This is a genomic window from Geothrix oryzisoli (genome assembly GCF_022808865.1).
Lineage (GTDB): Bacteria > Acidobacteriota > Holophagae > Holophagales > Holophagaceae > Geothrix > Geothrix oryzisoli.
In genome coordinates, this window is record NZ_JAKZLB010000002.1 from 673,757 (window position 1) to 699,287 (window position 25,531).

32 protein-coding genes, 2 tRNA genes and 1 riboswitch are annotated in these 25,531 nt (G+C 69.5%); of the genes, 10 read left to right on the top strand and 24 right to left on the bottom strand.

Going from position 1 to position 25,531, the window contains the following annotated elements:
* The first annotated feature begins 133 nt into the window (after positions 1-133).
* From MLE43_RS07765 to MLE43_RS07780, 4 genes are all read left to right on the top strand, one after another.
* Complete coding sequence (locus MLE43_RS07765; RefSeq protein ID WP_243303030.1) at positions 134-1,597, top strand: aminotransferase-like domain-containing protein; 1,464 nt, start codon at positions 134-136, stop codon at positions 1,595-1,597.
* 35 nt (positions 1,598-1,632) lie between these two features.
* Complete coding sequence (locus MLE43_RS07770) at positions 1,633-2,733, top strand: branched-chain amino acid aminotransferase (protein ID WP_243303032.1); 1,101 nt, start codon at positions 1,633-1,635, stop codon at positions 2,731-2,733.
* A 44-nt stretch (positions 2,734-2,777) separates the two neighbouring features.
* Positions 2,778-4,160: a hypothetical protein gene (locus MLE43_RS07775; RefSeq protein ID WP_243303034.1), complete on the top strand. Its 1,383-nt coding sequence runs from the start codon at positions 2,778-2,780 to the stop codon at positions 4,158-4,160.
* An 86-nt stretch (positions 4,161-4,246) separates the two neighbouring features.
* The gene (locus MLE43_RS07780) at positions 4,247-4,600 is read left to right on the top strand and encodes a cytochrome c3 family protein (RefSeq protein ID WP_243303036.1); all 354 of its coding nucleotides are present in this window, start codon (positions 4,247-4,249) and stop codon (positions 4,598-4,600) included.
* 5 nt (positions 4,601-4,605) lie between these two features.
* Here MLE43_RS07780 and MLE43_RS07785 read toward each other — a convergent pair whose 3' ends face one another.
* The 3 genes from MLE43_RS07785 to MLE43_RS07795 form a co-directional block, all read right to left on the bottom strand.
* On the bottom strand, positions 4,606-5,859 hold the full coding sequence (locus MLE43_RS07785) for a B12-binding domain-containing radical SAM protein (RefSeq protein WP_243303037.1): 1,254 nt from the start codon (positions 5,857-5,859) through the stop codon (positions 4,606-4,608).
* Positions 5,860-5,874: 15 nt separating this feature from the next.
* The gene (locus MLE43_RS07790; protein ID WP_243303038.1) at positions 5,875-6,945 is read right to left on the bottom strand and encodes a radical SAM protein; all 1,071 of its coding nucleotides are present in this window, start codon (positions 6,943-6,945) and stop codon (positions 5,875-5,877) included.
* 271 nt (positions 6,946-7,216) lie between these two features.
* Positions 7,217-7,309 (bottom strand) — tRNA-Ser (locus tag MLE43_RS07795).
* Between the two features lie 83 nt (positions 7,310-7,392).
* On the opposite strand from MLE43_RS07795, the gene MLE43_RS07800 reads away from it, so the two are divergent.
* Both MLE43_RS07800 and MLE43_RS07805 read left to right on the top strand, forming a co-directional pair.
* Positions 7,393-7,482 (top strand) — tRNA-Ser (locus tag MLE43_RS07800).
* 146 nt (positions 7,483-7,628) lie between these two features.
* A complete protein-coding gene (locus MLE43_RS07805; RefSeq protein WP_243303039.1) occupies positions 7,629-9,128 on the top strand; it encodes a Sapep family Mn(2+)-dependent dipeptidase in 1,500 nt (499 codons plus the stop codon).
* A 3-nt stretch (positions 9,129-9,131) separates the two neighbouring features.
* Here the strand turns inward: MLE43_RS07805 and radC are convergent, their stop codons facing one another.
* From radC to MLE43_RS07820, 3 genes are read right to left on the bottom strand one after another with little or no spacing between them, the layout of a single operon-like run.
* A complete protein-coding gene (gene radC / locus MLE43_RS07810; protein ID WP_243303040.1) occupies positions 9,132-9,812 on the bottom strand; it encodes a RadC family protein in 681 nt (226 codons plus the stop codon).
* The gene (locus MLE43_RS07815; protein ID WP_243303042.1) at positions 9,812-10,315 is read right to left on the bottom strand and encodes a pilus assembly FimT family protein; all 504 of its coding nucleotides are present in this window, start codon (positions 10,313-10,315) and stop codon (positions 9,812-9,814) included. The genes radC and MLE43_RS07815 overlap by 1 nt, the downstream gene beginning before the upstream one ends.
* Positions 10,316-10,324: 9 nt before the next feature.
* Positions 10,325-10,639 (bottom strand): ComEA family DNA-binding protein, encoded by a 315-nt coding sequence (locus MLE43_RS07820; protein WP_243303044.1) that lies wholly within the window; start codon positions 10,637-10,639, stop codon positions 10,325-10,327.
* Positions 10,640-10,894: 255 nt separating this feature from the next.
* A riboswitch (S-adenosyl-L-homocysteine riboswitch) is annotated at positions 10,895-10,983 on the top strand.
* A 64-nt stretch (positions 10,984-11,047) separates the two neighbouring features.
* On the opposite strand from MLE43_RS07820, the gene ahcY reads away from it, so the two are divergent.
* Entirely contained in the window at positions 11,048-12,445 is a 1,398-nt protein-coding gene (ahcY, locus tag MLE43_RS07825; RefSeq protein WP_243303045.1) for an adenosylhomocysteinase, read from the top strand.
* Positions 12,446-12,510: 65 nt separating this feature from the next.
* Here ahcY and MLE43_RS07830 read toward each other — a convergent pair whose 3' ends face one another.
* Positions 12,511-13,389 (bottom strand): caspase family protein, encoded by an 879-nt coding sequence (locus MLE43_RS07830; protein WP_243303046.1) that lies wholly within the window; start codon positions 13,387-13,389, stop codon positions 12,511-12,513.
* A gap of 221 nt (positions 13,390-13,610) precedes the next feature.
* Between MLE43_RS07830 and MLE43_RS07835 the strand changes: the two genes are divergently transcribed.
* Together MLE43_RS07835 and MLE43_RS07840 are read left to right on the top strand one after the other, a co-directional pair.
* Positions 13,611-14,141 (top strand): DUF4337 domain-containing protein, encoded by a 531-nt coding sequence (locus tag MLE43_RS07835; protein WP_243303047.1) that lies wholly within the window; start codon positions 13,611-13,613, stop codon positions 14,139-14,141.
* The gene (locus MLE43_RS07840) at positions 14,141-14,581 is read left to right on the top strand and encodes an NUDIX domain-containing protein (protein ID WP_243303049.1); all 441 of its coding nucleotides are present in this window, start codon (positions 14,141-14,143) and stop codon (positions 14,579-14,581) included. Before MLE43_RS07835 ends, MLE43_RS07840 begins: the two co-directional genes overlap by 1 nt.
* On the opposite strand, the gene MLE43_RS07845 is transcribed toward MLE43_RS07840, so the two are convergent.
* Genes MLE43_RS07845 through MLE43_RS07855 form a run of 3 tightly spaced genes read right to left on the bottom strand, consistent with a single transcriptional unit; the run spans position 14,578 to position 16,395 of the window.
* The gene (locus tag MLE43_RS07845) at positions 14,578-15,090 is read right to left on the bottom strand and encodes a DUF4199 domain-containing protein (protein WP_243303051.1); all 513 of its coding nucleotides are present in this window, start codon (positions 15,088-15,090) and stop codon (positions 14,578-14,580) included. The genes MLE43_RS07840 and MLE43_RS07845 overlap by 4 nt on opposite strands.
* 9 nt (positions 15,091-15,099) lie before the next feature.
* Positions 15,100-15,843 carry an SDR family NAD(P)-dependent oxidoreductase gene (locus tag MLE43_RS07850; RefSeq protein WP_243303053.1) on the bottom strand — a complete coding sequence of 248 codons (744 nt, stop codon included), beginning with the start codon at positions 15,841-15,843 and terminating at the stop codon, positions 15,100-15,102.
* Positions 15,844-15,894: 51 nt separating this feature from the next.
* Positions 15,895-16,395, bottom strand: a complete 501-nt coding sequence (locus tag MLE43_RS07855) for a DinB family protein (RefSeq protein WP_243303054.1) — start codon at positions 16,393-16,395, stop codon at positions 15,895-15,897.
* Positions 16,396-16,504: 109 nt separating this feature from the next.
* Here MLE43_RS07855 and MLE43_RS07860 point away from each other — a divergent pair, with 109 nt between their 5' ends.
* The gene (locus MLE43_RS07860; protein ID WP_243303056.1) at positions 16,505-17,416 is read left to right on the top strand and encodes a glutaminase; all 912 of its coding nucleotides are present in this window, start codon (positions 16,505-16,507) and stop codon (positions 17,414-17,416) included.
* A gap of 3 nt (positions 17,417-17,419) precedes the next feature.
* Here the strand turns inward: MLE43_RS07860 and MLE43_RS07865 are convergent, their stop codons facing one another.
* The 14 genes from MLE43_RS07865 to MLE43_RS07930 all read right to left on the bottom strand — a co-directional run bounded on the left by MLE43_RS07865 (position 17,420) and on the right by MLE43_RS07930 (position 25,513).
* Positions 17,420-17,743, bottom strand: coding sequence for a hypothetical protein (locus MLE43_RS07865; protein ID WP_243303057.1), 324 nt, complete (start codon positions 17,741-17,743; stop codon positions 17,420-17,422).
* A gap of 49 nt (positions 17,744-17,792) precedes the next feature.
* Positions 17,793-18,755, bottom strand: a complete 963-nt coding sequence (rlmF, locus tag MLE43_RS07870) for a 23S rRNA (adenine(1618)-N(6))-methyltransferase RlmF (protein ID WP_420843171.1) — start codon at positions 18,753-18,755, stop codon at positions 17,793-17,795.
* The gene (locus MLE43_RS07875) at positions 18,739-19,338 is read right to left on the bottom strand and encodes a hypothetical protein (RefSeq protein WP_243303060.1); all 600 of its coding nucleotides are present in this window, start codon (positions 19,336-19,338) and stop codon (positions 18,739-18,741) included. Before MLE43_RS07875 ends, rlmF begins: the two co-directional genes overlap by 17 nt.
* Before the next feature lie 43 nt (positions 19,339-19,381).
* Positions 19,382-19,852, bottom strand: a complete 471-nt coding sequence (locus MLE43_RS07880) for a methyltransferase family protein (protein WP_243303061.1) — start codon at positions 19,850-19,852, stop codon at positions 19,382-19,384.
* Between the two features lies 1 nt (position 19,853).
* Positions 19,854-20,672, bottom strand: a complete 819-nt coding sequence (locus MLE43_RS07885; protein ID WP_243303062.1) for a class I SAM-dependent methyltransferase — start codon at positions 20,670-20,672, stop codon at positions 19,854-19,856.
* 139 nt (positions 20,673-20,811) lie between these two features.
* Positions 20,812-21,003 carry a hypothetical protein gene (locus MLE43_RS07890; RefSeq protein WP_243303063.1) on the bottom strand — a complete coding sequence of 64 codons (192 nt, stop codon included), beginning with the start codon at positions 21,001-21,003 and terminating at the stop codon, positions 20,812-20,814.
* 70 nt (positions 21,004-21,073) lie between these two features.
* Entirely contained in the window at positions 21,074-21,604 is a 531-nt protein-coding gene (locus MLE43_RS07895; protein ID WP_243303064.1) for a GNAT family N-acetyltransferase, read from the bottom strand.
* 21 nt (positions 21,605-21,625) lie between these two features.
* Positions 21,626-21,835, bottom strand: a complete 210-nt coding sequence (locus tag MLE43_RS07900) for a YgaP family membrane protein (RefSeq protein ID WP_243303065.1) — start codon at positions 21,833-21,835, stop codon at positions 21,626-21,628.
* Positions 21,836-21,922: 87 nt separating this feature from the next.
* Entirely contained in the window at positions 21,923-22,156 is a 234-nt protein-coding gene (locus MLE43_RS07905; RefSeq protein ID WP_243303067.1) for a hypothetical protein, read from the bottom strand.
* Positions 22,157-22,226: 70 nt separating this feature from the next.
* On the bottom strand, positions 22,227-22,664 hold the full coding sequence (locus MLE43_RS07910; protein WP_243303070.1) for a hypothetical protein: 438 nt from the start codon (positions 22,662-22,664) through the stop codon (positions 22,227-22,229).
* A gap of 167 nt (positions 22,665-22,831) precedes the next feature.
* Positions 22,832-23,020, bottom strand: coding sequence for a hypothetical protein (locus tag MLE43_RS07915; protein WP_243303072.1), 189 nt, complete (start codon positions 23,018-23,020; stop codon positions 22,832-22,834).
* A gap of 142 nt (positions 23,021-23,162) precedes the next feature.
* Positions 23,163-23,564 carry a hypothetical protein gene (locus MLE43_RS07920; RefSeq protein ID WP_243303075.1) on the bottom strand — a complete coding sequence of 134 codons (402 nt, stop codon included), beginning with the start codon at positions 23,562-23,564 and terminating at the stop codon, positions 23,163-23,165.
* A 162-nt stretch (positions 23,565-23,726) separates the two neighbouring features.
* A complete protein-coding gene (locus MLE43_RS07925; protein WP_243303077.1) occupies positions 23,727-24,323 on the bottom strand; it encodes a hypothetical protein in 597 nt (198 codons plus the stop codon).
* 131 nt (positions 24,324-24,454) lie between these two features.
* A complete protein-coding gene (locus MLE43_RS07930; protein ID WP_243303080.1) occupies positions 24,455-25,513 on the bottom strand; it encodes a lactonase family protein in 1,059 nt (352 codons plus the stop codon).
* Positions 25,514-25,531 lie beyond the last annotated feature (18 nt).

A 25,531-nucleotide genomic window follows, 5' to 3' on the forward strand; every position in this document is an offset into this window, starting at 1 on the left:
GCCAGGGTTGAGCGCGTCATCCGGTCTAGGGCGGTCTGGGATATGCCCCCGGGTCGGGCTACCCTGCGTCATGGTCTGCTCCGGGCTGCGAATTTCGTCGTTTTTCGTGCCTGAATGACCGATCCTGATGGGGATGGTTCTCGATCCCACCCTCGATCCGGGCGCATCAAGCCCCCTGTATCTGCAGCTGCAACGGCGGCTGCGGGGGCTCATCCAGGAAGGCGAGTGGCTGCCGGGCTCGCGCCTGCCCGCCGTGCCGGAGCTGGCCCAGCGCTGGGGCGTCCACCGCCTGACCGTGCTGAAGGCCTTGGCGGGGCTGAAGCGGACGGGCTGGATCCAGACGGTGCAAGGGCGGGGCAGCTTCGTGGCCCCCCGGCTGCCGGAGGCTCCGGGCCTGCGGGCCAGCGCCGATTTCCCCTTCGAGGGCTCCCCCATGCTGGTCCACGACGGCGAGCTGGGCTCCTGGCTGGGCGAGACCCTGGAGCGGGTGCAGGATCGCCACCTGGTGAGCTTCTCGGCGGGGTTCATCCCCTCGGACCTGCTGCCCGGTGAGCACCTGCGCCGGATCACAGCCCAGGTGCTCAAGGAGATGGGCCCGGAGATGTGGGTCTACGCGGCCCCGGCAGGCTATCCGCCCTATCTCGAAGCGGTCTCCCGCTGGCTGGCCTCGGAGGGCGAGCCCATCGACGAGGGCTGGGGCATCCGGTCCATCCCCGGGGCCCAGTCCGGATTGGCCCTGGCCCTGGAATCCTTCACCGTGCCAGGCGATCGCGTGCTGGTGGAGAGCCCCTGCTACGTGGGCATCCTGGCCCTCATCCGCGCCCTGGGCCGCGAGGCCGTGCCCGTGCCCGTGGATCGCCAGGGTCTGGATCCCGATCGGCTGGCGTCCGCGCTGCAGCGCAGTGAGGCCAAGCTGCTCTTCACGGTGCCCAGCTTCCACAATCCCACGGGCATGACCCAGTCCAAGTCCCGCCGGGAGCGCGTGCTGGCCGTCGCCCGGGCCCACGGCGTGATCGTGGTGACGGATTCCGCCTACGGCGACCTGCGCTTCTCCGGCAGTTCCCTGCCGCCCTTCCGCCGTCTGGAGGGGGCGGACAACGTCATCCACCTCGGCAGCTTCTCCAAGTCGCTGGCCGCAGGCCTGCGCCTGGGCTACCTCATCGCCAAGGACGACCTGCTGCGGCGCATGGCGCTCATCCAGGAGGTGCAGACCATCGGACAGCCGCCCCTCATGCAGGCGGTGGTGGCCCGCTTCCTCGACACCGGCGGGTTCCGGCGCCACCTGGCCCGTCTCCGCCGGGCCCTCAAGGAACGCCGCGACGCCATGGTGGAGGCCCTGGCCGAGCACTTCCCCCCGGGCACCCAGGTCTCCGAGCCCAAGGGCGGCATGCACCTGTGGGTGGTGATGCCCGAAGGCTTCTCCGCCCTCGACCTGCACCGCGACGCCCTGCAGAACGGCATCGGCTTCGCGCCGGGTCCGCTCTTCTTCGCCGACGGCCGAGGCACCAACTGCCTCCGCCTGAACTTCTCCACGCACGATCCCGCGACCACCCGGGACGCCATCGCGCGGCTCGGGCACCTGGTCCACCGGGCCTGATCGTCCATCTTCAAGGAGCGCCTGTGAATCCCGTGATGCCCACCTCCACCCTCGAGATCCACCCCTCGGACCACGCCGCCAGCTCCGAGGAACGCACGAAGCTCATGACCAATCCCCGCTTCGGCCAGGTGTTCACTGACCACATGGTGGTGATCCCCTACAAGGAGGGCCAGGGCTGGGGCAAGGGCGTGCTGAAGGCCTATGGTCCCATCGAGCTGTCCCCGGCCGCCTCCGTGCTGCACTACGGCCAGGCCATCTTCGAAGGCTTCAAGGCCTACAAGCAGAAGGACGGCACCATCGCCGCCTTCCGTCCCGAGGCCAATGCCCGCCGTTTCGCCACCTCGGCGGCGCGTCTGGCCATGCCCGAGCTGCCCGAGGGGCGGTTCCTGGAGGCGGCCAAGGCCCTCATCGCCCAGGATCAGGCCTGGGTGCCGGGCGCCGTGGGCGAGAGCCTCTACATGCGCCCCCTCATGATCGGCACGGAGCCTGCGCTGGGCGTCCACGCCAGCAGCGAGTACCTCTTCATCCTCATGGCCTGCCCCAGCGGCGCCTATTTCTCCGGCGGCGTGAAGCCCGTGACGGTCTGGATCTCCGAGGACTATGTCCGGGCGGCCCCCGGCGGCACCGGCTTCGCCAAGTGCGCCGGCAACTATGCCGCCAGCCTCGTGGCCCAGAGCCAGGCCAAGGACCAGGGCTGCGACCAGGTGGTGTGGCTCGATGCCATCCACCGCAGGAACATCGAAGAAATGGGCGGCATGAACATCTTCTTCGTCTACCAGGAGAAGGGCGAGACGGTGGTGGTGACGCCCGAGCTCACCGGCACGCTGCTGCCCGGCATCACCCGCGACAGCCTGCTGCAGCTGGCCCGCGAGCAGGGTTTCCGCGCCGAGGAGCGCAAGGTCACCGTGGACGAGTGGCGCGCCGCCATCCATGATGGCCGCATGACCGAGACCTTCGCCTGCGGCACGGCCGCGGTGATCACGCCCGTGGGGCGCGTGAAGTCCAAGCAGGGCGAGTGGCTCGTGAACAAGGGCGAGACCGGCCCCGTGGCTGCCAAGCTGCGCGAGTCCCTCCTCAACCTCCAGCACGGCATCGCGCCGGATACCCATGGCTGGATGAAGACGATCGTCGGATAATCCGGACCGGACCGGGGCCGCGCCCCAGCCCGCCGGAGGGGGCCATGCCCACCGTCCGCCACGGGAGACCCGCCTGGAGAGTTCGCCTCTCCGCGGGTCTCCTGTCCGTCCTGGCCTGGGGCTGCGCCACCCCGCATCCCCTGGCCTACACGCCCGCCGTGCCCGAAGCCGCCCGGCGCGGAAGCATGGCGGTGGCCGTGCGGCCCATCGCGTCCCCGTCCGGGGCCTCGCCCCAGCTGGGCGGAAAGGTCGGCAAGGGGTCTGCGACCGGCCAGGGGGCGACCACCGGGGCCGCGACAGGGGCGATGGCGGGCCTCCTGACCTCGCTCCAGACGGGACCCTTCTTCGTCCTCCTCGCCCCCATCCTCGTGCCGGCGGGGGCCCTCGTGGGCGGGGCGGGGGGCGCGGCCGTGGGCTATGCCCATGGCATCCCCCGGAAAGAGGCGGAGGCCGCGCAGGCGCTGCTGGCCCGCAACCAGGCGGACCTCTCCGCCGAGCTGGCGCAGCGGGTGGCCCGGCGCCTGCCCGGGCTGGGGAAGGTCCAGGCCTCGCCGGGTGTGGCGCCGGACCTGCGGATCGATGTCTCGGCCCTGTCCTGGGGCCTGTACGGCGGGGCGGGCGCCCAGCCCGTGGCGGACTTCGAACTCACCGTGGGCTATGGGGTCCTGGACGGGAAGGGCGCGATGCTGCTCTTCCGGCAGTTCACGGTGGGCGGCCCCCGCCGGCCCCTCCAGGCCTGGGCCGCGGAGGACGGCCGGCTCCTGCGCCAGGCCGTGGAGCGGGCCGTGGACGAGGCCGCGGAGGCCGTGTGCGACGCGACCTTCCTGATCCAGGACTTCCACCTGTCCGGAGACCTGCCCCCGCTGACCTGCGGCTTGCTCCCCCTCCGGCCGGGCCCGATGTTCCTGGCGGCTCCGCCCTTCCGGGGGGCCCTGCCGAAGGTGGAGGACTGCAGCCCGGTGCTGCGCTGGGAGGCCTTCCCCCGGCAGCAGGATCTGGACCACGACCAGGGCGGGGTGTGCCGGCGCATCGGCGAGGTCTGCTACGACCTCCGCATCTGGGTGTCGGTGGGGGGCGGCCCGGGGGACCTGGTGTACGAGCGGACCGGCCTCCACCTGGAACCCCGGGCGGATCCGGCCGAGGCCTCGCCGCCCGAAGGCGAGCCGAGGCGCCCCGCGCGGCCCGCTGCGGAGCACCGCGTCGAGGCGGTCCTGGCCCCGGCCACCGAGTACCTCTGGTCGGTGCGGGCGCGCTTCACCCTGGATGGCGTGGCCCGCGCCACGCGGTGGTCCATGAACCAGTCGCCGGATGTCCGGGCCCAGACCACGGCCCAGCGGTGGTTCCGGATGGAGCCTCTCCCGCCGCGCGGCCCCTGCCTCTACGACGGCATCCCGCCCCTGCGGCACCACCGGTTCCGCACCCCCTGAAGGGCCCGGATCATTCACGACCTTTGGGTTGGATGAAGATTTGGATGCGGGCGCGTAGCCTGGAGGCCTCTTCCGAGGAGGAATCCATGATTCTGATCCGTTCTGTGGTGGCGGCTTTCATCGCGAGCGCGTGCGCGCTCTCCGGCGCAGCGCCCACGCGTGTCGGCACCGCGGCCTGCAAGATGTGCCACAAGGTCCAGTTCGAGTCCTGGAACGCCTCGGCGCACGCCAAGCTGAAGCCCGTACTGGACTGCGAAGCCTGCCACGGCCCCGGCAGCGAGTACAAGGCCGTGAAGGTCATGAAGGATCCCGCCGCCGCGAAGAAGGCCGGCCTGATCATGCCGGACAAGGCGCAGTGCGCCACCTGCCACGGCAAGAAGAAGGTCTCCCCCATGACCGACGCGATGTTCGCGAAGGTGCATGCCCACAAGAAGGCCTGACGCGCTCAGATGTCTGCCGCCGCCACCCGGGCCTGGAGCCAGGGATCCAGCCCGGGGGCGAGGTAGAAGCGGGGGAAGAGCAGGTCCGCCTCGTCCGCGAGGACGCCCTCCCGCACGGCGCGGCGGGCGAGCGCCGTGCCCGGGTAGATGCGGATGCCCACGGTGACCCTCAGGCCGTCCAGCCGCAGCGAACGGGCGAAGGCCAGGCTCTCCTCCACGGTCTCGCGGGTCTCGCCGGGACCGCCCAGGAGCAGGAAGCCCATGCGCCGGATGCCGTGGGCCGCGAGCAGGTCCGAGATGCGCCGCACCTCGTCCGGCGCGAAGCGCTTGTTCATCTCCTTGAGGATCGCCGGCGAGCCGCTCTCGAAGCCCAGGCTGGCCTCGACGCAGCCCGAGGCGGCCATGGCGCGGACCAGCTCCTCGCCGACGCCCTGCGGGTAGAGGATGCACCGCCACTGCACGGCGGGGGCGAGGGGCCGGAGGCCCCGGCAGAGCGCCAGGGCCTGGGCTTCGGGGAGGTTGAAGGAGTTGTCCACGAAGTAGAAGCGCCGGTAGCCCCGCCGGGCCAGGGCGGCAACGGCATCCGCCACCTGCCGCGGGGAACGGCACCGGTACGCCCGGCCCTGGATGCGGGCCGTGGAGCAGTAGGAGCAGTCGTTGGGGCACCCGCGCCGCGACTGCACCGGTACCCAGAACTCGGGGGACTCCCGGTCCGCCGGGCGTTCCAGCGCGTCGTCCCACAGGGGGAACCGGTCCAGGTCGGTGACGGCCGCGCACGTCGTGGCCCCGCGGTCACCGGCGACCTGGACCCCCGGGACGTCCCGGGGATCCCGGCCGGCTCGGAGGCGCTCCAGCAGGGCGGGGAAGGCTGCCTCGCCATCGCCCCGGATGCCGTAGTCGGCCGCCAGGTAAGCGAGGGTCTCCCGGGGGAAGATGCTGTAGCCGGGCCCGCCCAGCACGATGGGGGCTTGGGAGGCCGCCCGGCAGGCCGTCACGACCTCCCTCGCCTTCTCCAGCAGGAAGTGGGGCTCCTGCCGGTTCTGGTCGTCGATGTTCCGGATGGAGAGGCCGATGACTTCGGGAGCGCTCTCGCGGATGGCCTGGTGGATGGCAGCGCCGAGCTCCCCAGCGTCGAGGAGGTCGAGGAAGGCCACGGTGTGCCCGGCCTGGCGCAAGGCCGCCGCCACGAGGCCCAGACCGTAGGGCAGGGCCACCATGCTGATCCGCTCAGTGTTCGCCGCGATCAGGAGGATCCGCATGGCGCCTCCCGGGGGTCAGCCCATCCTTGCGTGCTTGGCGAGCCACGTGGGCAGGGACCGCAGGTTGTAGTAGGTGCCCAGGTTGTAGAAGCAGGTGGAGGAGCAGTGGGGCAGGCAGGCCTCCTTGGCGGCCCGTAGCGCCTCGGGGTTGAAGTCGGGCTTCCAGATGCGGCCCCAGTCGTAGGGGTGCGTGATGAGGTCGAAGCAGGGCGCGATGGAGCCGTCCGGCTTGATCAGTGCGCCGTTGTGCCCGGCGCGGCAATCCCAGGGTTCGATCCGGCCCCGCAGGCGGTCCTTCATGGCCCGGAGGTGCTCGGGCGCGTTGACCATGCACCAGCCCTGGTCCTGCTTCTCGATGAGCCAGTCCAGGAGCGCGTCCACCTCCCCGTACTGCTCGGGCCGGATGCGGAGGTCGTTGTCGGGGTGGGCGTAGTGCTCGGTGTCCACGGTGGCCTGCGGGTCCTCCAGCAGGTGGTAGTCGGTGCCGATGCCGTTCTGGTGCGCGATCTCGGTGAGCATCCGCACGTCCCGGAGGTTGGGGCCGCAGATGTTGATGTTGAAGAAGAGGATGTAGCCGTAGGTCTTCTGCTGGGCCACGAGGTAGCGGAACTGCGGCTCGATGGCCAGGAGCGCCTTCGGCAGGCCCTTCCGGGGCGCCACGCAGTCCACGGCCAGGTTGATGGCGGTGACCCCGGCCCGGCCCGCCGCATCGATGAAGGACCGGTCCATGAGGTAGCCGTTGGTGGGCAGGTAGACGAAGAACCCGTTCTCGCTGCCGTAGCGGATCACGTCCAGGATGAAGTCCTTCCGCACCAGGGGCTCGCCGCCCATGATGGCGAGGACCCGGCAGCCCACCGTCTTCAGCCAGTCGATGGAGGAGCGTGCCGTCTCGAGGGGCATGCCCGGCCGGTGGTTGTCGTACTGGAAGCAGTAGTGGCAATCCACGTTGCACTTCCAGTCGGTGAAGAGGTAGCAGAGCAGGGGCCGGAACTCGTCCGGCCGCAGCCGCGACCCGACGTAGGGAACGGCCCAGCGCCGGATGGCGCGGGCCCCGTTGAGGCTCCGGTACCGAAGCGTGTCCAGCATCGCCTCCTCCTTTCACTTCCGGATCGCCGGGCGATCAGGCCTTGAAAACCGGGAAGACGCCTTGAGCAAGGATCCGTCCACCTTCCAGCGCCAGCCCCTGGGGGCCGGCCGGCGGATGCGACGCCCCATGCTAGGCCCATCCCCGGGGGCGGGGGCGGTTTTCTTTCGGGACCTCGGCCGGTCTCCCCGAGCCAAGACGGGAGCCGGGGATTCAGTGACTTCGAATCCCCCGCATCTCCGCCACGAAGAAGCCGCCTTTCGGCGGCTTCAGTGGCGGAGAGAGGGGGATTCGAACCCCCGGTACTGGTTTACCCAATACACTCGCTTAGCAGGCGAGCCCGATCGGCCACTCCGGCATCTCTCCAAGGTCCCCCAGATTACCGTTGGGGGTGGCTTGGCACAAGGCTTCTTGCCCAGAGCCGCGCCCAGCCTTCAAGATGGAGGCACGGAGGGATGGCCGAGCGGTTTAAGGCAACGGTCTTGAAAACCGTCGTGGGTGTGAGCTCACCGCGAGTTCGAATCTCGCTCCCTCCGCCACATCAGCGCCCCGCACCGCGGGGCGCAATCGTTGCTTTGTGGCGTGGACGTTGTCATTCCGTCAATCCTGGCCGAAATTTCTGTCTGCACACGTATAGTCGGGGATCAGCGGTGCGGAGGTCGTGGTGCGGATGCTGCTTTCCTTGATGATCCCTTCTCTCCTGTGGGCGGCCCAGCCGGCGGCGCCGGTCCACGACCACTACGACCGCCGCCTGGCGCCTCGCATGGTGCCCCTGCTGTCCGAGGTGATCCGCTTCCCCACGGTCGCCGGGAACACGAGGGCCTGGACGGACCAGAAGACCTGGCTCCAGACGCTCGCCACGGGCCTGGGCTTTGAGGTACGGGACGCGGGCAAGGTGATGGAGGTGGACCTGCCGGCCACGGACGGGCGGGCAGGTGCGCCGGTGCTCGGGCTCCTCGTCCATGGCGACGTGCAGCCTGTGGACGACCACTGGAGCATCCCGCCCTTCTCGGGGACCGTGAAGGATGGGCAGGTCCTCGGCCGCGGGGCCGCGGACGACAAGGGCCCGATGATCCAGGCCCTCCTGGCCATGAAGGCCCTGAAGGAGGCGGGCCCCGTCCGGTCCAGCACCATCCGGCTCCTGGTGGGAAGCGACGAGGAGAGCACCAACACCGACATCACGGACTACCTGAAGGCGAACCGGCCGCCGGACTTCAGCCTCGTGCTCGACTCCGCCTTCCCCGTGGTTGTGGGCGAGAAGGCCTGGAACGCCCTCACCCTCGCAACCCAGCGACCCACCGCTCCCACGGCGGACCGCCCCTGGGCCGTGGCGGCCCTGGAGGCGGGCCTGGCCACGAGCATCGTCCCCGATCGGGCGGTGATCCGCCTGGCCTCCGAGATCGGAACGGACCCCCTGGCCGCCCTCCAGGAGCGCCTGGAAGCCCGGCCACTGGCCCCCGGGTGCCGGGCGGCCTTCGGCCTTGCGCCGGAGGGGGCCGGAGCCTCCCTGACCATCACGGTCCAGGGCAAGGCCGCCCATGGGGGCGTCAACCTGGAGGGGGGCCGCAATGCGCTCGTGGCCCTGGCGCGGCTGCTCGACGGCGAACTGCCGCCGGGCGGGGCGGATGACCTGCTGGCCTTCGTGCGGCAGGCGGGCCGGGACCTGTACGGGACCGGGCTGGGACTCCCTGAATCCGATCCACTCTGGGGCCGGTGCGCGGTGAACGTGGCCACCCTCAAGCCGGAGCCAGACGGCAGTCTGAAGCTCACCCTCAACATCCGCGCGACGCCGAGGTGCTACGGACCCGCGCTGGAGGCGCACCTCCGGCAGGTGGTCTCCGAGTTCGCGGCCGCTCGGCACGCGACCTTCAGCTTCGGGGGCTTCTTCGGGGACATGCCGCTGGGTTTCGACCCCCAGTCCCGGTTGGTGAAGCGCCTCATGGCCGACTATGCCCGCGCCACCGGAAGGGTGGATCAGCCCGCCATCTCGGGGGGCGGCACCTACGCCAAGCGCATGCCCCACGCCATCGCCTTCGGCATGTGGTTCCCCGGCAGGCCCTACCCGGGGCACGACGTGGACGAGCAGGTGCCGATCGAGGACCTGCACCGCGGCGTCCACGTGCTCATCGAGACCCTCACCGACCTCGCCTGCGGCGAGCCGCTGAAGGAGCCCTTCAAGCCCTGATCCCTAGCCCCGCTGGTCCCAGCCTTCCGCCGCGCGGAAGCTGTGGTAGCGCTCGTGGCCGAGGATGAGGTGGTCGGCCAGGGGCACGCCGAGGGATTCGCCGGCGGCCTGGAGGCGGCGGGTGAGCTGGATGTCTTCGCGGCTGGGGGCGGGGTCGCCGCTGGGGTGGTTGTGGAAGGCCAGGGCGGTGCTGGCGCCGTAGCGCAGGGCCTCGCGGAAGAACTCGCGAGGACTGATGAGCGTGGCGGTGGCGGTGCCCTGGCTGAGGATGCGCTCGGCCAGCAGGTCGCCCTTGGCGTTGAGGGCCAGCAGGCCGAAGCGCTCCTCGGTCCAGCCCTGGCAGCGGGGCAGCAGGTAGCTGCCGGCGGCGCGGGGGCTGGTGATGCGGGGACGGTCCGAGCCGCGCTGGGCGCGGCGGGTGAGTTCGAGGGCGGCCCAGAGCTGGCCCGCCTTGGCGGGGCCGAGGCCGGGCTGCTCCAGCCAGTCGTTCAGTCCCAGGGCCAGGAGGCCTGCCAGACCGCCTGTGCGGCCGAGCACGGACTGGGCCAGTTCCACGGCACTCTGGCCCCGCAGGCCTGTGCCCCAGAGCAGGGCCAGGAGGTCCGCGTCGGAGAGGGTTTCGCCGTGGCCCGCCAGGAGGCGCTCCCGGGGGCGCTGGTCCGGGGATAGGTCGAGCATGCGCATCAGACCCTCGTCCACTTCTGGCGGTCCCGGTGCCACCGAAGCACCTGGAGCTTCCCCTGGCCGGAGAGCCTCATGCACAGGGCCTCCCGTCCATCGTTGAGGAACCAGGCGCTGGCCAGGGCCGTATGGCGGGGGGTGACGGTGAGGATGGGGTGGGCCTCACCGGTGCGGGCGGCGACCGTCGTCTCGTCCATGTCGGGCGGCAGGGGGATCTGGGCGGGCTTGCCCCATTTCACCCGGCGGCTCAGCTGCACCCGCAGGTGTTCGCCCGCGCCGCTGGCCTGGCCCAGGGCCACGGTGACGTTGGTGCCCCGGGCCCGGGCCAGGCTGAAGGCCTGTTCCAGGCTGCCGCGGATCTCCTGGTGGGCCATCGAGAGATCGAGGCTGCCCGAATCCCACTGGGTCAAGCAGACCATGGATACGACGGCGGCCACGGCCATGGACACGGTGAGGTCCAGGAGCGAAGCTCCCTGCTGGGAAGAAGCGCGGCGGCGCTGGAGCATGGCCGCCTCCTACCGGGTCGCGGCCGCGGGGCGCGGCAGGGGGGGGAGCGCCAGGTAGGGCTTGAGCTTGGCGTAGGACTTCTCGCCGATGCCCTTGACGTTCATCAGCTCCTCGGGCCGCTGGAAGCCGCCGTGCTGTTTCCGGAAGGACACGATGCGCTCGGCGGTCTTCTGGCCGATGCGGGGCAGCTGCATCAGCTCGGTCACCGAGGCCGTGTTGAGGTTCACGGGCCGCTGGGGAGCCCGGGGGGCGCGGCCGGGTGCGGCGGAGAGGGGAAGGGCCAGGGCGAGCGCCAAGGCGAGGGTGGTGAAGGGGTTGGACATGGTTGCCTCCTTTCAGGCAGGCATGTCCAATCGAGGGTTGTGCCAGTTTGTAAGTTGCTTATTTGCAGCTGAAAAATAATCTCTGCTAAAAAATTTTGTTAGTAAAACATGACAAGATTGATTAAATAATCGTCAAATATAATTATTTCTATCTTTATTTTTTGTATCAAAATTTCGAAGCAATTTTGCCAGAAGACACGATATGGAGCCGAGGAAAACCATCCCCGACTTCCTGTCGTCACCGCTATCCTGAGAGGGTCCGAGGAGCGCTGCAGGACCCGGCAGATCGGCTGTGCGGGATCTCAGGCTCGGACCCATCCTTTCTGGAACGGCGCTCGCCTCAACCCTGAACCAGGGTGATGGGGTGGGCCAACCCCCCCTTCGACCTGGCCCTCTGTGGAGGTCCCCATGACCGTCGCCACCTCTGATTTCATCGTCGCCGATCTCGGCCTCGCCGCCTGGGGCCGCAAGGAGATCGCCATCGCCGAAGGCGAGATGCCCGCCCTCATGGCCATCCGCCAGGAGTACGCGGCGAAGCGGCCCCTCCAGGGCGCGCGCATCGCGGGCTCGCTGCACATGACCATCCAGACCGCCGTGCTCATCGAGACGCTGAAGGCGCTGGGCGCCGAGGTGCGCTGGGCCAGCTGCAACATCTTCAGCACCCAGGACCACGCCGCCGCCGCCATCGCCGAGGGCGGCACGCCGGTCTTCGCCATCAAGGGCGAGACCCTGCCCCAGTACTGGGAGTACACCCACCGCATCTTCGACTTCGAGGGTGGTGCGAACATGATCCTCGACGATGGTGGCGACGCCACCCTGCTGCTGCACCTGGGCGCCCGCGCGGAGAAGGACATTCACGTGCTGGATCGCCCCGACAGCGAGGAGGCCACCGTGCTCTTCGCCGCCATCCGCCAGCGTCTGGCCGAGAAGCCGGGCTGGTACTCGGCCCAGCTGGCCAAGGTCCAGGGCGTGACGGAGGAGACCACCACCGGTGTGCACCGGCTCTACGAGATGGCCAAGAAGGGCGAGCTGAAGTTCCCCGCCATCAATGTCAACGACAGCGTCACCAAGAGCAAGTTCGACAACCTCTACGGCTGCCGCGAGTCCCTGGTGGACGCCATCAAGCGCGCCACCGATGTCATGGTCGCCGGCAAGATCGCCGTCGTCTGCGGCTACGGCGACGTGGGCAAGGGCAGCGCCCAGGCGCTGCGCGCCCTCAGCGCCCAGGTGTGGGTCACCGAGATCGATCCCATCTGCGCCCTGCAGGCCGCCATGGAGGGCTACCGCGTGGTCACCATGGACGAGGCCTGCGAGCAGGCCGACATCTTCGTCACCTGCACCGGCAACTACCATGTGATCACCCACGACCACATGAAGCGCATGAAGCACAACGCCATCGTCTGCAACATCGGCCACTTCGACAGCGAGATCGACGTCGCCAGCCTCGAGGCGTACCCCTGGGAGGAGATCAAGCCCCAGGTGGACCACGTCATCTTCCCCGATGGCCATCGCATCATCCTGCTGGCCAAGGGCCGCCTGGTGAACCTGGGCTGCGGCACCGGCCATCCCAGCTACGTGATGTCCTCCTCCTTCGCCAACCAGACCCTGGCCCAGATCGAGCTGTGGACGAAGAAGGGCGAGTACCAGATCGGCGTCTACACCCTGCCCAAGCATCTGGATGAGCAGGTGGCGCGGCTCCAGCTGCAGACCCTGAACGCGAAGCTCTCGATCCTGCGCCCCGACCAGGCCAAGTACATCGGCGTGCCCGTCGAAGGGCCGTACAAGGCCGACCACTACCGCTACTGAACGATGCCCGCTTCAACGAACAGGGCGCCGCGAGGCGCCCTGTTCGTTGAAGGAGGGAACCTGGTTCAGGTCGGCATCTCCGTGGGCAGCGGCGTCAGGTTGGGAGGCACCTCCACGGCCTTCATCACGGCGTGGCGGGTGACGGCCTCGCAGTCCAGCTGGGGCGTCTGCGTGAAGTGGGCGGCGCTGAGGTCGGACCGGATCTTCGCCAGCACCTTGGCCCGGGTGAGGTGGTTGCCGCTGGCCATGGCCTCCCGGCAGAAGTGCCAGGTGAAGGCGCCGTGCCAGTCGCCCTGCATGAAGGCGTCCGCGGCGGTCTGGCTCTCCTTGCAGGCGGTCCACAGGATGTGGTGCGACAGGCCCTTCTCCAGGAGCTTGAGGTGGCCCGGCCGGGCGCGGCGGTATTCGATGTCGCGGAAGGCCTCGATGGAAGGCGGCGGCAGGTAGCGGGGCTTGCGGTCCATGAGCAGGTCCGCGGCCCGCAGGCCCGCGCCGCTGTGGGAGGTGTCGAGCAGGATCTCGAGGATCACGGTCGGGGGCAGCTGCACGAACAGGTCGTGGAGCTCGTCGTCCACGATGAGGTGATCGCGATCCCACTGGGGACCGCTCTTGGCCAGGTCATGGGGGCAGAAGGCCTCGTCGGCCCGGTCGAACTCGTCGAGGTTCAGGTCCGGCACCTGCGTTCCGTGGCCGGAGAAGGTGAAGACCAGGTGGTTGTACCGGCCGGCCAACGCGCCCTCCACCATGCGGCGCAGCTCGCGCATGATGTTGGCCTTGGTGGCGGCCTGATCCGTCAACTGGATGATGTCGGAGTCCTCGAAGCCCAGCAGGTCCCTGAGCAGCGCGGCCATGTCGTGGGCGTCGTTGACGCACCCGTGGAGGTTGGCTGAAGGGAAGTTCTGGTACTGGTTGATTCCGACGCAAAGCGCGGTGCGATGCAGCATGGGAGCCTCCTGGGCGGTGCGCTCTGACTCGGGGCACATGGGGGCGGACGCATCGCCCGCCCCCGGAAAGGGCAGCAGATCCCGGCAGGATCGGAGGAGGACTGCGGCATTCGGCGCACATCCCGGAGGACTCCACTTCCCACGATAGGCCTGGGGCCCACCGGTTCAAGCAAGGGCCCCTTTTTCCGTAAGATGGAGGGGACTAGTTGAGGCGGAGTCCCATGAGCGACGACAAGAAAGAACCCTGGCTGAACCTGCTGGCCCTGACCACGGTGATCCTGGCGGTGTGCGCCACCCTGGCCACCTTCAAGGGCGGCGGCCACTCCACGCGGGCGGTCCTGAGCCAGAGCCAGGCCTCGGACCAGTGGGCCTACTACCAGGCCAAGGGCATCAAGGGGAACCTCTACGAGGTCGAGGCCATGCGCCTGCGCCGGGAACTGGAGCTGGCTCCCAGGACCGCCGTGCCCACCCTGGAGAAGAGCCTTGCCGATGTCGAGAAGAAGGTGGCCAAGTACGAGGGCGAGAAGGCCGAGATCCAGAAGGAGGCCCGCCGCTTCGAGGACGCCAAGGCCGACGCCCAGAAGCATGGTGCCGCCTTCGGTCTGGCGGTGATCTTCCTCCAGATCGGCATCCTGCTCTCCTCCATCGCCGCCCTGCTGAAGCAGAAGCCCGTCTACTACCTGGGCCTGCTGGTGGGCGTGGTGGGGATCGTCTACTTCATCAACGGCTTCTACCTGTTCCTGGCCGCCTGATGTGGGCCCTCACCGTCGCGGCCATCATCGAACGGAACGGCCGCTTCCTCGTGGTCGAGGAGACCGACGGCTCGCCTGAGCGCGTCTTCAACCAGCCCGCGGGCCACGTGGAGCCCGGCGAGGGCCTCCTCGACGCCGTGCGCCGCGAAGTGCGGGAGGAGACGGGCCTGGGCTTCACGCCGGAGGCGGTGGTGGGCATCTACCAGCTGCGGGCCCGCAACGGGAAGGATTACTGCCGCGTCTGCTTCCGGGGCACCGTGCCCGACGGCGCCGAGGCCGCGCCGGAGGATCCGGAGATCCTCGGTTGCCGCTGGCTCTCCCGGGAGGAGCTGGCCGCCGCGCCCCTGCGCTCCGGGCTCGTCTTGCGCTGCCTGGACGACGCCCTGGCCGGAGCGGCCCATCCCCTGTCCCTGGTGGAGGCCGTCCGCCGCGAACGCTAGCTGGCGGGTGGCGGCGGGCTCGCCACCGGGCGCGTCAGGCGCTTGTGGTACCAGGCCGCCGTCACCAGGGAGGTGAACAGGCCCGTGATCCAGGTGCCCAGAGCCCCGGCGAAGGCGCTGCCCAGGGGCTTCTGCATGGGCGCCTGGGCCCTTACCACGGCTTCGATCTGCTCGGGGCTGAGGCCCTGCTGGGCCATGCGGAGCCGGCCCAGGGCCTCGAGTTCCGCGAAGTAGCTGGGGAACACCACCATGGTGAAGAGCAGGCTGCCCACGAAGATGATGGCCGAGGCGATGGCGGAGGCCCCCACACCGTTCTGCACTTGGCGCAGGTACCCGTACTCGGGGGCCGACTTGCGCAGCATCAGCACCAGGATGCCGATCTGCAGGGGGATCACCAGCCAGAAGAGGAAGAAGAGGCCGGGCTGGCGGTACCAGCCCGTGAAGCCCATGACGAAGGTCCAGAGCACCACGAGGATGCCGAGGATGAGGCCGGTGCGCAGGGCCGCCATGGAAGACTCCTAGAAGGTGTAGCCGCCGCCGTTCACGGGGAGCGTGGCGCCATTGACGAAGCCGGCCTGCAGGATGCCGACCACGGCTTCGGCGATGTCTTCGGCCTGGCCGTTGCGCCGGAGGGGCGTGTGCTCCGCCGCGGCCTGCTTGTTCCTGTCCGGAAGGTTGGCCGTGGCGTCCGTGAGCGTGAGGCCCGGGGCCACGGCGTTCACGCGGATGCCCATGGGGCCCAGCTCGAAGGCCAGGGCCCGCACGAACCCCTCCAGGCCCGCCTTGGCGCTGCTGTGGGCGCAGAAGCCCCAGCCGGGGTTGCGGGCGAGGCCGCTGGTGATGGCGACGATGGCACCCTTCTTCTGCTCCAGCATCTGGGGCACCACGGCGCGGCAGCCGTGGAAGGCCGCGCCCAGCTCGCCCAGGAGCTTGGCTTCGAAGGCCTCCCAGGGATAGTCGAGGAATCCCTGCATGGGAAAGCTGATGGAGGCGTTGAGCACCAGGAGGCCGATGGGCCCCAGCTCGGCCTTCACGGCGGCGGCCATGGCCTCCACCTGGCCCCGGTCGCGGGCATCCGCCTTCACGGCCATGGCCCGGCCGCCCGCGGCCTGGATCTCGGTCACCACGGCCAGGGCGGCGGCTTCCGAACCGAAGTAGTTCACGGCCACCGCAGCGCCCCGGCCCGCCAGGGCCCGGGCCACGGCGGCGCCGATGCCGCGGCTGGCGCCCGTGACGAGTGCGACCTTCCCGGCCAGGGACATGGGACCTCCTTCAGGCAGTCCTTCCGATTCTCCGCCGGTGCCTGGATCGGCTCAAGGTTCCGCCAGGTCCTGGATGGCCATCCCCCCGGCGCTGGTGGCGTCACCCGTGAGCGCCCGGCGCAGGTAGCCGACCTGCCCCAGGTGGAAGGCGAGGTGGGCCTCCAGGTGGACCAGGAACCGGCGGGTGGACATCCGGTGGCTCCCGATGGGCATGGGGAAGGGGGCGGCCAGGGCAGCCTCGGTCAGCGCCGCCAGGCCCGTCTCCACGGCGGCCACCGTGGCCTCCAGGCCGGCGACGACCTCGGCCCGGGTGCCATCCCGCTGGGCGAATTCCCGCTCCCGCTGGCGCACGTAGCCCGTGGCGCCCAGCACGGCGCCCACGAAGTGCTGGAGGTTGCCCGCGACATGCAGGGCCACGTTCCCCGCGCTGTTGGTGATGCCCGGCGCCCTGCGCCAGAGCGTGGCGTCATCCGGGAACAGCTCCACCTCGCGGATGAGGCAGCGCAGGTCGCGGCGGAACAGCAGGAGCAGGTCGGCGGCAAGGGGGGTCATGGTCACTCCCGGCGGGAAAGAACTCCGCCCCAGATGAACACCGATGAACATGGATGGGCAAGGTTCTATCTGCGTTCATCCATGCCCGTCCGTGGCTATGCTTCCTTTCATGGACCTCCAAGCCCTCCTCGACGACCTGGCGGTGGAAGCCGCGCCCCTGGCGGCGCAGGGGAAGGTGGCGGACTACATCCCCGCCCTGGCCTCCGTGCCGGCCACGCGCTTCGGCCTGGCCCTCGCCACCATGGAGGGCGGGCTCTTCGGCACCGGCGACTGGCGCACGCCCTTCTCCATCCAGAGCGTGTCCAAGGCCTTCTCCCTGGCCCTGGTGCTGGCCCGGGACGGCGAGGCCCTGTGGCAGCGCGTGGGCCGCGAACCTTCGGGCAACCCCTTCAACTCGCTGGTGCAGCTCGAATACGAGAAGGGCATCCCGCGGAACCCCTTCATCAACGCCGGGGCCCTGGTGCTCATTGACCGCCTGCTCACGCTCACCGGCGATTCCCTGGGGACGCTGCGGGACTTCCTGCGGGCGGAGAGCGGCAACGCGGCCGTGGAGGTGGATCCCGAGGTGGCCGTCTCGGAGGCCTCCCATGGCCACCGCAACGCGGCGCTGGCCCACTTCATGGCCAGCTGCGGCAACCTGGAGAACCCGGTGGACCAGGTGCTGGACCACTACTTCCGCCAGTGCAGCCTCGCCATGAGCTGCGCGGACCTGGCGAAGGCCGGGCTCTTCCTCGCCAACCACGGCCTGCGGGCGGACGGCTCGCGCCTGCTCTCCCGCAGCGAATCCAAGCGCATCAACTCGATCATGCTCACCTGCGGCACCTACGATGCTGCCGGGGACTTCGCCTATCGCGTGGGCCTGCCCGGCAAGAGCGGGGTGGGCGGCGGCATCCTGGCCGTGCTGCCCGAGCGCGGCGTCCTCTGTGTCTGGAGCCCGGCTCTCGATCCCCACGGCAACAGCATCGCCGGCGTCGAAGCCCTGGACCGCTTCACCACGCGGACGGGGTGGTCGGTGTTCTGAGCTTCAACCCCGCCTTCGCTTGTCCCGCAGCAGCCACGCGGCCCAGGCCGTGAACGCCGCCACGGCGCCCAGGATGAAGACCAGGCGGAGCCAGGGCTCGCCGAAGGCCAGGCGCTGGCGGACATCCCCCGTCAGGGTCCACAGCCACACCAGCGCACCCAGGGCCAGGGCCCAGCGCACCGTGGCCTGCGCCCAGGGCCGGGGCACGAAGAGCGGCACCAGCAGGAGCAGGCAGAGCAGCACCAGCGGGGTCTCCCCGCCGCGCAGGAAGTGGGCTCCCAGCATCAGCAGGGCGAGCAGGGCGGGCAGGCGGCGAAGGACGGCCATGAAGACTCCGGCGATGGAGTAATCATACTTGTCAGTCCGAAATATCGGATCACAACCCGGAGCGCCGCTTCCGCCAGGCCTCCCGCGCCGCGGGTTCGAGGAAGGTCCAGGCCAGGAAGCGGCTCTGCTTCTGGCCCTGGGCCATGGGTACGGTGCGGACCTCCGCGGCCCCGGCCTGGCGGAGGGCCTGGTGCAGGGCGGGCAGGTTCCTGGAACTGGAGATGAGTGTGGTGAACCAGCCCACCTGGGCCCGGAGCTCCGCGCTCTCCGCGATCATGCGCCGGACGAAGCCCGCCTCGCCGCCCTCGCACCACAGCTCCGCGCCCTGGCCGCCGAAGTTCCGGGCGTGGCCGGAGGCGCCCCGCCCGAGCTTCCGCCATTTCACCTGGGCGGCCTCCCGGGCCTCCCGCAGCGAGGCGTGGAAGGGCGGGTTGCAGAGAGCCAGGTCGAAGCGCTCCTCCGGCCTCACCACGCCCCGGAAGATGGCCCGGGGATCCGCCTGCGGCCGCAGGGCGATGGCCGCCTCCAGACCCGGGTTGGCCGCCAGGATGCGGGCGGCCGAGGCCAGAGCCGCGCCCTCGAGGTCCGTGCCCACGAAGGACCAGCCGTACTCCCGGTGGCCCAGCAGCGGATAGATGAGGCTGGCGCCGGTGCCGATGTCCAGCGCGCGCACGGCGGGGCCCCGAGGGATGGGCCCGCCCTCCGCCAGCAGGTCCGCCAGGTGGTGCAGGTAGTCCGCCCGGCCGGGGATGGGCGGGCAGAGGGCGCCTGTCGGCAGGTCCCACCCGCGGATGCCGTAGGCTTCCAACAGCAGGGCGCGGTTCAGGGCCTTCACCGCCGCGGGATCCGCGAAGTCGATGGACGGGCCGCCGTGGGGGGCGCGCCGCACGAAGGGCGCCAGCTCGGGGCAAGCCGCAATCAGGCGGGGGAAGTCGTAGCCGCCGGCGTGGCGGTTGCGGGGATGGAGGCCCGGCTTGGAGGGGCGGAGGGCCATGTCAGGCTCCGTCCCCATCGTGCTTCCTGGAGGTCGGGCCGAGGTCCGTGCCCACGGCCAGGCGGGTGGCCAGGAACCAGAACCCGGCGGCGAGCAGGAGCGTCAGCCAGGCTACGGTGAAGGCCAGTGACCGGCCCTGCCAGAGCCCCTCGAACCAGCGCTGGAACTCGGTGGCCACCACGTTGGCCTTGCCGCCGACCACCTCCAGCTGCCGCAGGTACCGCTTGGTGTTCTCGGCTTCGTAGCCCAGGGGATTGGCGGCCGGAGGCGTGGCGGTGGCATAGATGAGCGTGGCCGCGCCGAGACCCGCGGCCAGGATGCCGGCCGTGATGCGGCGGATGCGGACCCGCCGGGTTTCCGGAGAGGCCCCGAGCAGGCTGTCGGGTCCGGGCTCCAACTCCGCGTGCCGGGCGGCGTCGCGCTCGTGGAGCCGCTGCTGGAGCTGCGCCAGGTCGGCGGCGGGGATCACCTGCCCGCGGCGGCGCAGCTCCGCGAGGGCCGCCTCCACCGCCTCGGTCTTGTAGGCCAGGGGCTGCTCCAGGTAGCGCCGCAGGTCGGCGTCGGAAAGCGCGGGAATGCGGGCGTGGAACGAATCGGCCATGAGGTAAGCATAGAGCCAGTCCGCAGCTCGCCTGACGGCGCCATCAGAACCAGCGTCGTACCGTGCGGCAGTAGGCCTGGTACTCGGGCCCGAACCGGCCCAGCAGATGCCGCTCCTCCCGGGCGATGACATGGAGGCGGATGACGAGGAGGACCGGCAGCAGCATCAGTGCTGGCCACAGGGCATGGGCCAGGAGGGCAAGGCCCGCCTGGAGCAGGGCGAGGCTGAGGTACAGGGGATTCCGGGTGAACCGGAAGGGGCCCTGGGTCATGAGCGTCGAGGCCGCGCGGTCGGGCCGCACGGTGGTGTGGGCGCGGTGGAACGTGCGGAAGGCCCAGAGGGCCAGGGCTCCCGCCAGCAGGATGGCCAGGCCGCCCAGCAGCCGTGGGAGGATGCCTGCCGGTAAGAGGGCCAACGGCCACCGGCGCTGGAGCAGGAACCCGATCCCCAGCCCCGCGAGGAACACCGCCGGCGGCGGGAGGCGGACTCCGGGGCCCTCGGGGCCGGTTTCCATGTCAGGCCCTCCCCACGCCGATGCTGGCTTCCACGCACAGGGTCGGCACCCCGTCCTCCGCCTGGGCCCGGAGGGCCTCGATGTAGGCCCGCCCCACGGCTGCCGTCCGCTCGGGGCCGAGCTGCCCGAAGAGGAAGGCCAGGGGTGGCGCCGAGCGGGTGAAGCCGGCCCAGTAGGCTTCCGGCGTGAGGATCCGCTGGGTGGCCGTCGAGGTCACCACCGCCACCTCCTGGAAGCCGGCGGCCTCCATCCGCGCCTTCAGCCCTCCGCCCGTCAGCCGGGCCCAGGCCGGGGGCGTGGACGGCGGCTGGAGCCCGGGGGCGACCTGGCGGATCGCCTGCTGCACGAGCTTCATCAGCGGCAGGTCGGCGGGATCGCGCCAGCAGACCACGGCGGCCCGGCCCCCTCCGCGCAGCACGCGCCGCAGCTCCCCCAGGCCGCAGTCCAGGTCCGGAAAGAAGATCAGGCCCAGCACCGAGGCGCTGGCGTCGAAAGAGGCATCGGGCAGGGCCAGCGCCTGCCCATCCATGACCTCCGCAGAGATGTGGGGCAGGCCCTCGGCGGCGATGCGCGCCCTCAGCCGGTCCACCATGCCGGGGGCGAAATCCGTCGCGAGGACCTCCGCCCCGGCCCGCGCCGCCTGCAGGCTGAAGGCGCCGGTGCCGGCGGCCACGTCGAGGACGCGCTCGCCGGGCCGGAGGTCCAGCAGCCGGAGCGCGTGGGCGGCGTACTGCGTGCTCAGGCCCTCGAAGGCGCGCTCATAGTCCGCGGCGATGGCCCCCCAGTTCTCCGCCAGCTGATCCGGGCTCAGGTCGGCCATGTCGGGGCTCCCTCCAGTCCTGCCCGCGACGGCCGGTGGGTCGATGTGAGATGGAGTCTTAATATGAAAAAATGGTCATCGGGGAAGAAGATAGCCGAGATCCGTCTCCGCGCCAGGGTTTTCCGGCGGTTCGCGGGCCTCAGCCGAACTTCCGGGTTTCCCGATAGAGTCCGACCGCCAGAACCCCGCAGAAGAGGGAGGCTGCCAGGCTCATCCAGGGAGGGATGAGGGCCCGCCCGATCTGGATGTCCAACCCGAGGACCACCCGCAGGCATTGGGCCAGGGAGATGGTGCCGAGGAAAGCCGTCGCGATGAGAGAGGCTGGTTTCATGCGGACCTCCTGCCTAAGAAGGTAGGCCGGGCGGGCGTTCCCGGAGGCCTTTAGGGCGGGTCGGGCGGAGTCAGGCCCGGGTCAGCGAGAGCCGGAACCCGAAGACCGGGAGGCCCTGCTGGGAGAAGTCCAGGTCCTCCGACCGGGTGAAGCCCAGGCGCTCGTAGAGTCCCCAGGCGACCCGCATCGCCTGGGTGGTGTGCAGGATCACCTGGGCGTGGCCCCGGTCCCGCGCCAGCTGGATGCACGCCTGCGTCAGCGCCCTGCCCACACCCGCGCCGCGGGCCGCGGGGCGGACCCCCAGCAGGCGGATGCCGGAGGCGTTCCGGATCGTTGTGGCGATCCCGCCCGAGCCGTACTCGGCCATGTCGCCGAAGTAGACGACGCCGCCCGCCAATTCGCCCGCGGCGGTGACCGCGACGAGCACCCGGGCGTCCTTCTTTTCGGTGAACTGCCCGATGTGGGCGAGCAGGTCGTAGTAGCCGGGCTGGTCGACGGGCGTGGGGAAGCCTTCCAGGCCCGAGTAGACCTCGACCATCAGGCGGCCGAGGGCGTCGAACTCGTCGGGGTGGAGGTCACGGATCAGGGGTGGGGCGGGCATGGGGATTCCTGGCGGTGCCGGTCAGGGCGCGGGCTTCCTGGGGCAGGTGGAGATTCCGAGCACCGTGTAGAGCGGGCAGAGCCCCGTGGCCCCCGTCAGGATGAGGGGGATGCCGATCCAGCCCCAGGCGGTCTTCGGCCCGAGGAAGACCAGGCTGATGGCGACGAGCCCTGCCAGCACGCGGAGGACGCGCTCGGCGGGGTGTTCCGTGATGGCGAGGAAATCCTTCATGTGACCTCCTGGGATGTGGTGGATCTGGATGGAGCGGAGCGTAAGACCAACTCCGGTCCTTGCCAATGGTTCTTGCTTCGAGTGCGCTCAGGGGATTCGCCAGGGCGTGACCGCTTCCCTCCAGGTGAGCAAGCGCGCCCGGAGAGCCACACGGGCCCAGAGCACCGCGAACCAGAGGGCGAACAGGCCGGCCCAGGCCAGGGCCCAGCGGCCGTAGACGTACGCCGCGATGCAGCCCGCCAAACCGGCACAGGCCCAGACCAAGGCGAGGGCCGCGGCGACCAGGCGGTGGGTGGGACCGAGCTTGGAGTGCCCTGGCATCGGGGAGGAACCTCACGAAAGAAGCCGACCGGCCCTGCCCGCAGGGAGGTGCCATGCGGAGTCGGGGGGATCACTCCCGGGCGCGGGCCGCCAGGTTCGGGTACAGGTCCAGCCCCGGGAGCACCGTGGCGGGATCTCTGGAGACCTGGATGCGGAAGATCCGCCATTCACCTTTATGAATCACATAATCGAACGAGAAGAAGACGACCCCCTGATCGAAGCTGACCAGCCACCACTGTCTCTGCCAGAGCTTGCTCACGGACGTGGTCTGGAGCAGCTCCCAGCTTCCGATGCCCCAGGTCTTGGGGATCCAGTCTTCAAGCACCGCGCGTGGCTCGGGATCGACCGGCGCGTAAGGCAGGGCCTGCTTGTCCCATTCCTTGAACGCGTCCGCCCAGGATCCCGTGCTGAGGGCCTTGAAGCCGGCATGGATGCGTTCGGCCGGCACCTGGGCCATCAAGCCGAAGGAGAAGAGAATGACCAGCGGCAGAACTCGACGGGTTTGCATGGAATGCCTCGATCTGGGTGGGGCCTTGAGCAGCCTTGGTTCTGGGGTCTTGGTGCGAACTGGGGAGGTCCGGCAATGGCAGTGGACCGTCCACGCCTGTAATGGGAGGTCGAACGGAACTGAAGGCGCCTCGAATCTACCCGCCATTCCGAGGCTCCCGAATACGGTCAACCCCTTCCCCGCAGAAAACAATGGAGGGCCCACTTGATCAGGCCGATGGCGACCACCACCAGCCCTGCAAAGATCGCAAGGACCGCCCACACCCCCAACCCGACCGGGTTGCCGTCCCGGGGCCCGAAGAGGATGTACAGCTGAAGCGGCAGATACCCGGCCCCCGCGAGGGCGAGGCCGGCCATCAGACATCGGGATGCGGACCGGCGGGCCATCGCCCTCTCTTCAGATTCGACCATGACCTTGCGCTCCAGAAACAGGATGACTGCAACCGGCCCATCACGGAGCGGAGTCCGGAAAACGGGATGTTGAGCGAGCGCGGAAGGATCAGTTCAGGAACTTGATCAGCACACAGAACGCTTTGCTTGGGGTTTTCGAGTTGTACTGATTCCAGCTCGGTGCATCGCCCAGTTCAAGGTGCTTGATGACGATCGCATCCGCGCCGAGCTCGCAGGCTTTTGCCTTGATGGCAGGCAGCATCGAGTTGAAATCCTTGTGAGTGAAGGTGCCGGTATCGGTGGTGGCCGCGACCATCGCCAACACGTCGCTGGGGCGATCCGAAGGCCGCTGGGAGAGGAGGGCCACCTCGCTGGCCGGGGGCCTGGGGACGATGGGGTTTTTTGTCAGCAGGACCACGTCCAGCCTCACTTCAGGCGTGGTCTGATTCCTGGTGGAAGGCGGGATGCACCCCGTTAGGACCACGGCAAGGATGACGGCGACGGTTTTCATTTCACCTCCAAGGCCCAAGATAGGCTTCCATGTTGCAATTGGACTCATCGTCGGAAGATGAAGGCATTGCGCGATGCAAAGTGCTGCGAAACAACAGCGTGGGGACTCTCAGGTCCCTGGTAACAATTTCTGTGCCGCTCAACATGCGTGCCGTCACCGGGGTTAACGAAGGAGGCCGGTCGCCCCTGGATGCCCGGGACTTCGCGAGGCCAGCACCGCCAGGGAGGCGTTGAGGATGAACACATAGGCGACGAAAGCAGTGTGTTCGAAGTGGTAGGTCTGCACCGACAACAGGCTGATTCCGAAGCCGAGCGCGCTGACGGCATAGGCGATCCAGCTCTCGGAATGGGGATGCCGGTAGGCCTTGATGAGGGTCGGGAGGCTCGCCAGCATGTCCGCCAGCAGCGAGAGCGCCAGGGCCAGGTTGGGCTGGTCGGTCATGGCCCAGAGGAGGATGCCGAAGATCGCCGCTGCCATCAGGTAGTAGTCGCGCGGCTCGCTTTTCCAATAGGCCTTCTCATTGAAGAAAGACGCCGCGAAGACAAGCAACGGTGTGAACCCGGCGGCAAAGGACGCCCACGACACACCCTCGACGCCCTGCACCCTCTGGGCCACGAAGATGACCAGCGGGAAGATCCCCCAGAGCAGCCAGGTGATGCGGTTGGGCTGGGCCTTGCCGAGGATGGTTTCGTAGAGGTAATAGAAACCGCCAAGCGAGCCGATGATGGCACCGAGGATCGCGCAGTGGTCGGGAAGCATGGGTGGCCTGATGAAGGGAACTCATCGGTCCCGCCTGCGTCGGGACGCAGGCGGGGCCGATGAGGCAGGGGACTGGGACAGAGCGGGAGGCCATGCCCTGGGACGCGGCCGACGGCTTGGTGAGTGGCGGATCAACGGAACACGGTGGCCGCGGGGTTCCCGGTCATGTTGGAGGTGCCGATCAAGTGGAGCGCCCCGCCAGCATCCATCGTCAAGGTCCCGATGCCCATGTAGGTGGTGTTGAAGGAATCGAACAGGAACTTCCCGTCCGGGGTCATGGCGAGGTTGCGGGTGTAGTAGGGCAGCACTGCGGACACCGAGGCCTGGGTGGGCGCACCTGTGGCGTCGATCGCATAGGTCGTGATGGTCCGGTCCGCGTTGGCGACGAACAGCCAGCGCCCCGTCGGGTCCAGGGCGCATGTCCAGGGGTATGCGCCCATCGCCACGGGCGCCAGGCTGGCCAGGTTTCCGGATGCGTCCAGGGTGTATGGCTGGATCTGGGAGGCGGTCGTGCTCGTGGCGCCGACGACGTAGAGCGTCTTGCCATTCGGGTGGAACAGGATCCCGTGACTCAGCTGCGGGGCGGCCAAGACGGTCGGAGTGCTGGAAGGCTGACCCGTTGTGGGGTTCAGGGCGTGCACCCGGATCGCGCTCCCGTCCCCGGAGACCAGGACGCGACCCAGCGGATCGATGGCCAGGTTGTAGGCAGTCCCGGTGGCCACGACCGCGCCGGTGGAGGTGAGCGTCCCGGAGGCGCTGGTGGCAAAGGTGTAGATCCCGGCGGTTCCGCCGGCATAGACATGCGCGCCGTCGGGAGAGAGCGCCAGGCTGGAGCTGCCCGCTGAAGTCGGAGCGGAGGTCACCGCCTTGGGCAGATGGGTCGCAGCATCGAACGAGAACACGTCCACAGAGCCGAACGTGCTGCAGGCCACGTACAGGAACTGCTGGTTCCGGTCCAGGGCCACCCCTTGCGGATTGCTGCTCGCGTAGACCGGATTCCCAATCGAGCTGAGTGCGCCGGTGGTCGGGTCGATCGAGTAGGACCAGAGGCTGCCGTTGGAGCTGTTGACGACATAGGCATAGCCGGGCGTCAGATTCTTGCCGCCGCCGCCGGCTCCCCCGCCTCCGCAGGCCAGCAGAAGGGGCAGCCCCAGGATGGGGAGGCCTTTGAAGAGGGTGCAAGCACGCATCGGTATCGGGTCCTTGGG

Coding starts and splice junctions, on each gene's coding strand:
- MLE43_RS07765 (WP_243303030.1), top strand. CDS start 134: ATGGTTCTCGATCCCACCCTCGATCCGGGCGCATCAAGCCCCCTGTAT.
- MLE43_RS07770 (WP_243303032.1), top strand. CDS start 1,633: ATGCCCACCTCCACCCTCGAGATCCACCCCTCGGACCACGCCGCCAGC.
- MLE43_RS07775 (WP_243303034.1), top strand. CDS start 2,778: ATGCCCACCGTCCGCCACGGGAGACCCGCCTGGAGAGTTCGCCTCTCC.
- MLE43_RS07780 (WP_243303036.1), top strand. CDS start 4,247: ATGATTCTGATCCGTTCTGTGGTGGCGGCTTTCATCGCGAGCGCGTGC.
- MLE43_RS07785 (WP_243303037.1), bottom strand. CDS start 5,859: ATGCGGATCCTCCTGATCGCGGCGAACACTGAGCGGATCAGCATGGTG.
- MLE43_RS07790 (WP_243303038.1), bottom strand. CDS start 6,945: ATGCTGGACACGCTTCGGTACCGGAGCCTCAACGGGGCCCGCGCCATC.
- MLE43_RS07805 (WP_243303039.1), top strand. CDS start 7,629: ATGATCCCTTCTCTCCTGTGGGCGGCCCAGCCGGCGGCGCCGGTCCAC.
- radC (WP_243303040.1), bottom strand. CDS start 9,812: ATGCGCATGCTCGACCTATCCCCGGACCAGCGCCCCCGGGAGCGCCTC.
- MLE43_RS07815 (WP_243303042.1), bottom strand. CDS start 10,315: ATGCTCCAGCGCCGCCGCGCTTCTTCCCAGCAGGGAGCTTCGCTCCTG.
- MLE43_RS07820 (WP_243303044.1), bottom strand. CDS start 10,639: ATGTCCAACCCCTTCACCACCCTCGCCTTGGCGCTCGCCCTGGCCCTT.
- ahcY (WP_243303045.1), top strand. CDS start 11,048: ATGACCGTCGCCACCTCTGATTTCATCGTCGCCGATCTCGGCCTCGCC.
- MLE43_RS07830 (WP_243303046.1), bottom strand. CDS start 13,389: ATGCTGCATCGCACCGCGCTTTGCGTCGGAATCAACCAGTACCAGAAC.
- MLE43_RS07835 (WP_243303047.1), top strand. CDS start 13,611: ATGAGCGACGACAAGAAAGAACCCTGGCTGAACCTGCTGGCCCTGACC.
- MLE43_RS07840 (WP_243303049.1), top strand. CDS start 14,141: ATGTGGGCCCTCACCGTCGCGGCCATCATCGAACGGAACGGCCGCTTC.
- MLE43_RS07845 (WP_243303051.1), bottom strand. CDS start 15,090: ATGGCGGCCCTGCGCACCGGCCTCATCCTCGGCATCCTCGTGGTGCTC.
- MLE43_RS07850 (WP_243303053.1), bottom strand. CDS start 15,843: ATGTCCCTGGCCGGGAAGGTCGCACTCGTCACGGGCGCCAGCCGCGGC.
- MLE43_RS07855 (WP_243303054.1), bottom strand. CDS start 16,395: ATGACCCCCCTTGCCGCCGACCTGCTCCTGCTGTTCCGCCGCGACCTG.
- MLE43_RS07860 (WP_243303056.1), top strand. CDS start 16,505: ATGGACCTCCAAGCCCTCCTCGACGACCTGGCGGTGGAAGCCGCGCCC.
- MLE43_RS07865 (WP_243303057.1), bottom strand. CDS start 17,743: ATGGCCGTCCTTCGCCGCCTGCCCGCCCTGCTCGCCCTGCTGATGCTG.
- rlmF (WP_420843171.1), bottom strand. CDS start 18,755: ATGGGGACGGAGCCTGACATGGCCCTCCGCCCCTCCAAGCCGGGCCTC.
- MLE43_RS07875 (WP_243303060.1), bottom strand. CDS start 19,338: ATGGCCGATTCGTTCCACGCCCGCATTCCCGCGCTTTCCGACGCCGAC.
- MLE43_RS07880 (WP_243303061.1), bottom strand. CDS start 19,852: ATGGAAACCGGCCCCGAGGGCCCCGGAGTCCGCCTCCCGCCGCCGGCG.
- MLE43_RS07885 (WP_243303062.1), bottom strand. CDS start 20,672: ATGGCCGACCTGAGCCCGGATCAGCTGGCGGAGAACTGGGGGGCCATC.
- MLE43_RS07890 (WP_243303063.1), bottom strand. CDS start 21,003: ATGAAACCAGCCTCTCTCATCGCGACGGCTTTCCTCGGCACCATCTCC.
- MLE43_RS07895 (WP_243303064.1), bottom strand. CDS start 21,604: ATGCCCGCCCCACCCCTGATCCGTGACCTCCACCCCGACGAGTTCGAC.
- MLE43_RS07900 (WP_243303065.1), bottom strand. CDS start 21,835: ATGAAGGATTTCCTCGCCATCACGGAACACCCCGCCGAGCGCGTCCTC.
- MLE43_RS07905 (WP_243303067.1), bottom strand. CDS start 22,156: ATGCCAGGGCACTCCAAGCTCGGTCCCACCCACCGCCTGGTCGCCGCG.
- MLE43_RS07910 (WP_243303070.1), bottom strand. CDS start 22,664: ATGCAAACCCGTCGAGTTCTGCCGCTGGTCATTCTCTTCTCCTTCGGC.
- MLE43_RS07915 (WP_243303072.1), bottom strand. CDS start 23,020: ATGGCCGGCCTCGCCCTCGCGGGGGCCGGGTATCTGCCGCTTCAGCTG.
- MLE43_RS07920 (WP_243303075.1), bottom strand. CDS start 23,564: ATGAAAACCGTCGCCGTCATCCTTGCCGTGGTCCTAACGGGGTGCATC.
- MLE43_RS07925 (WP_243303077.1), bottom strand. CDS start 24,323: ATGCTTCCCGACCACTGCGCGATCCTCGGTGCCATCATCGGCTCGCTT.
- MLE43_RS07930 (WP_243303080.1), bottom strand. CDS start 25,513: ATGCGTGCTTGCACCCTCTTCAAAGGCCTCCCCATCCTGGGGCTGCCC.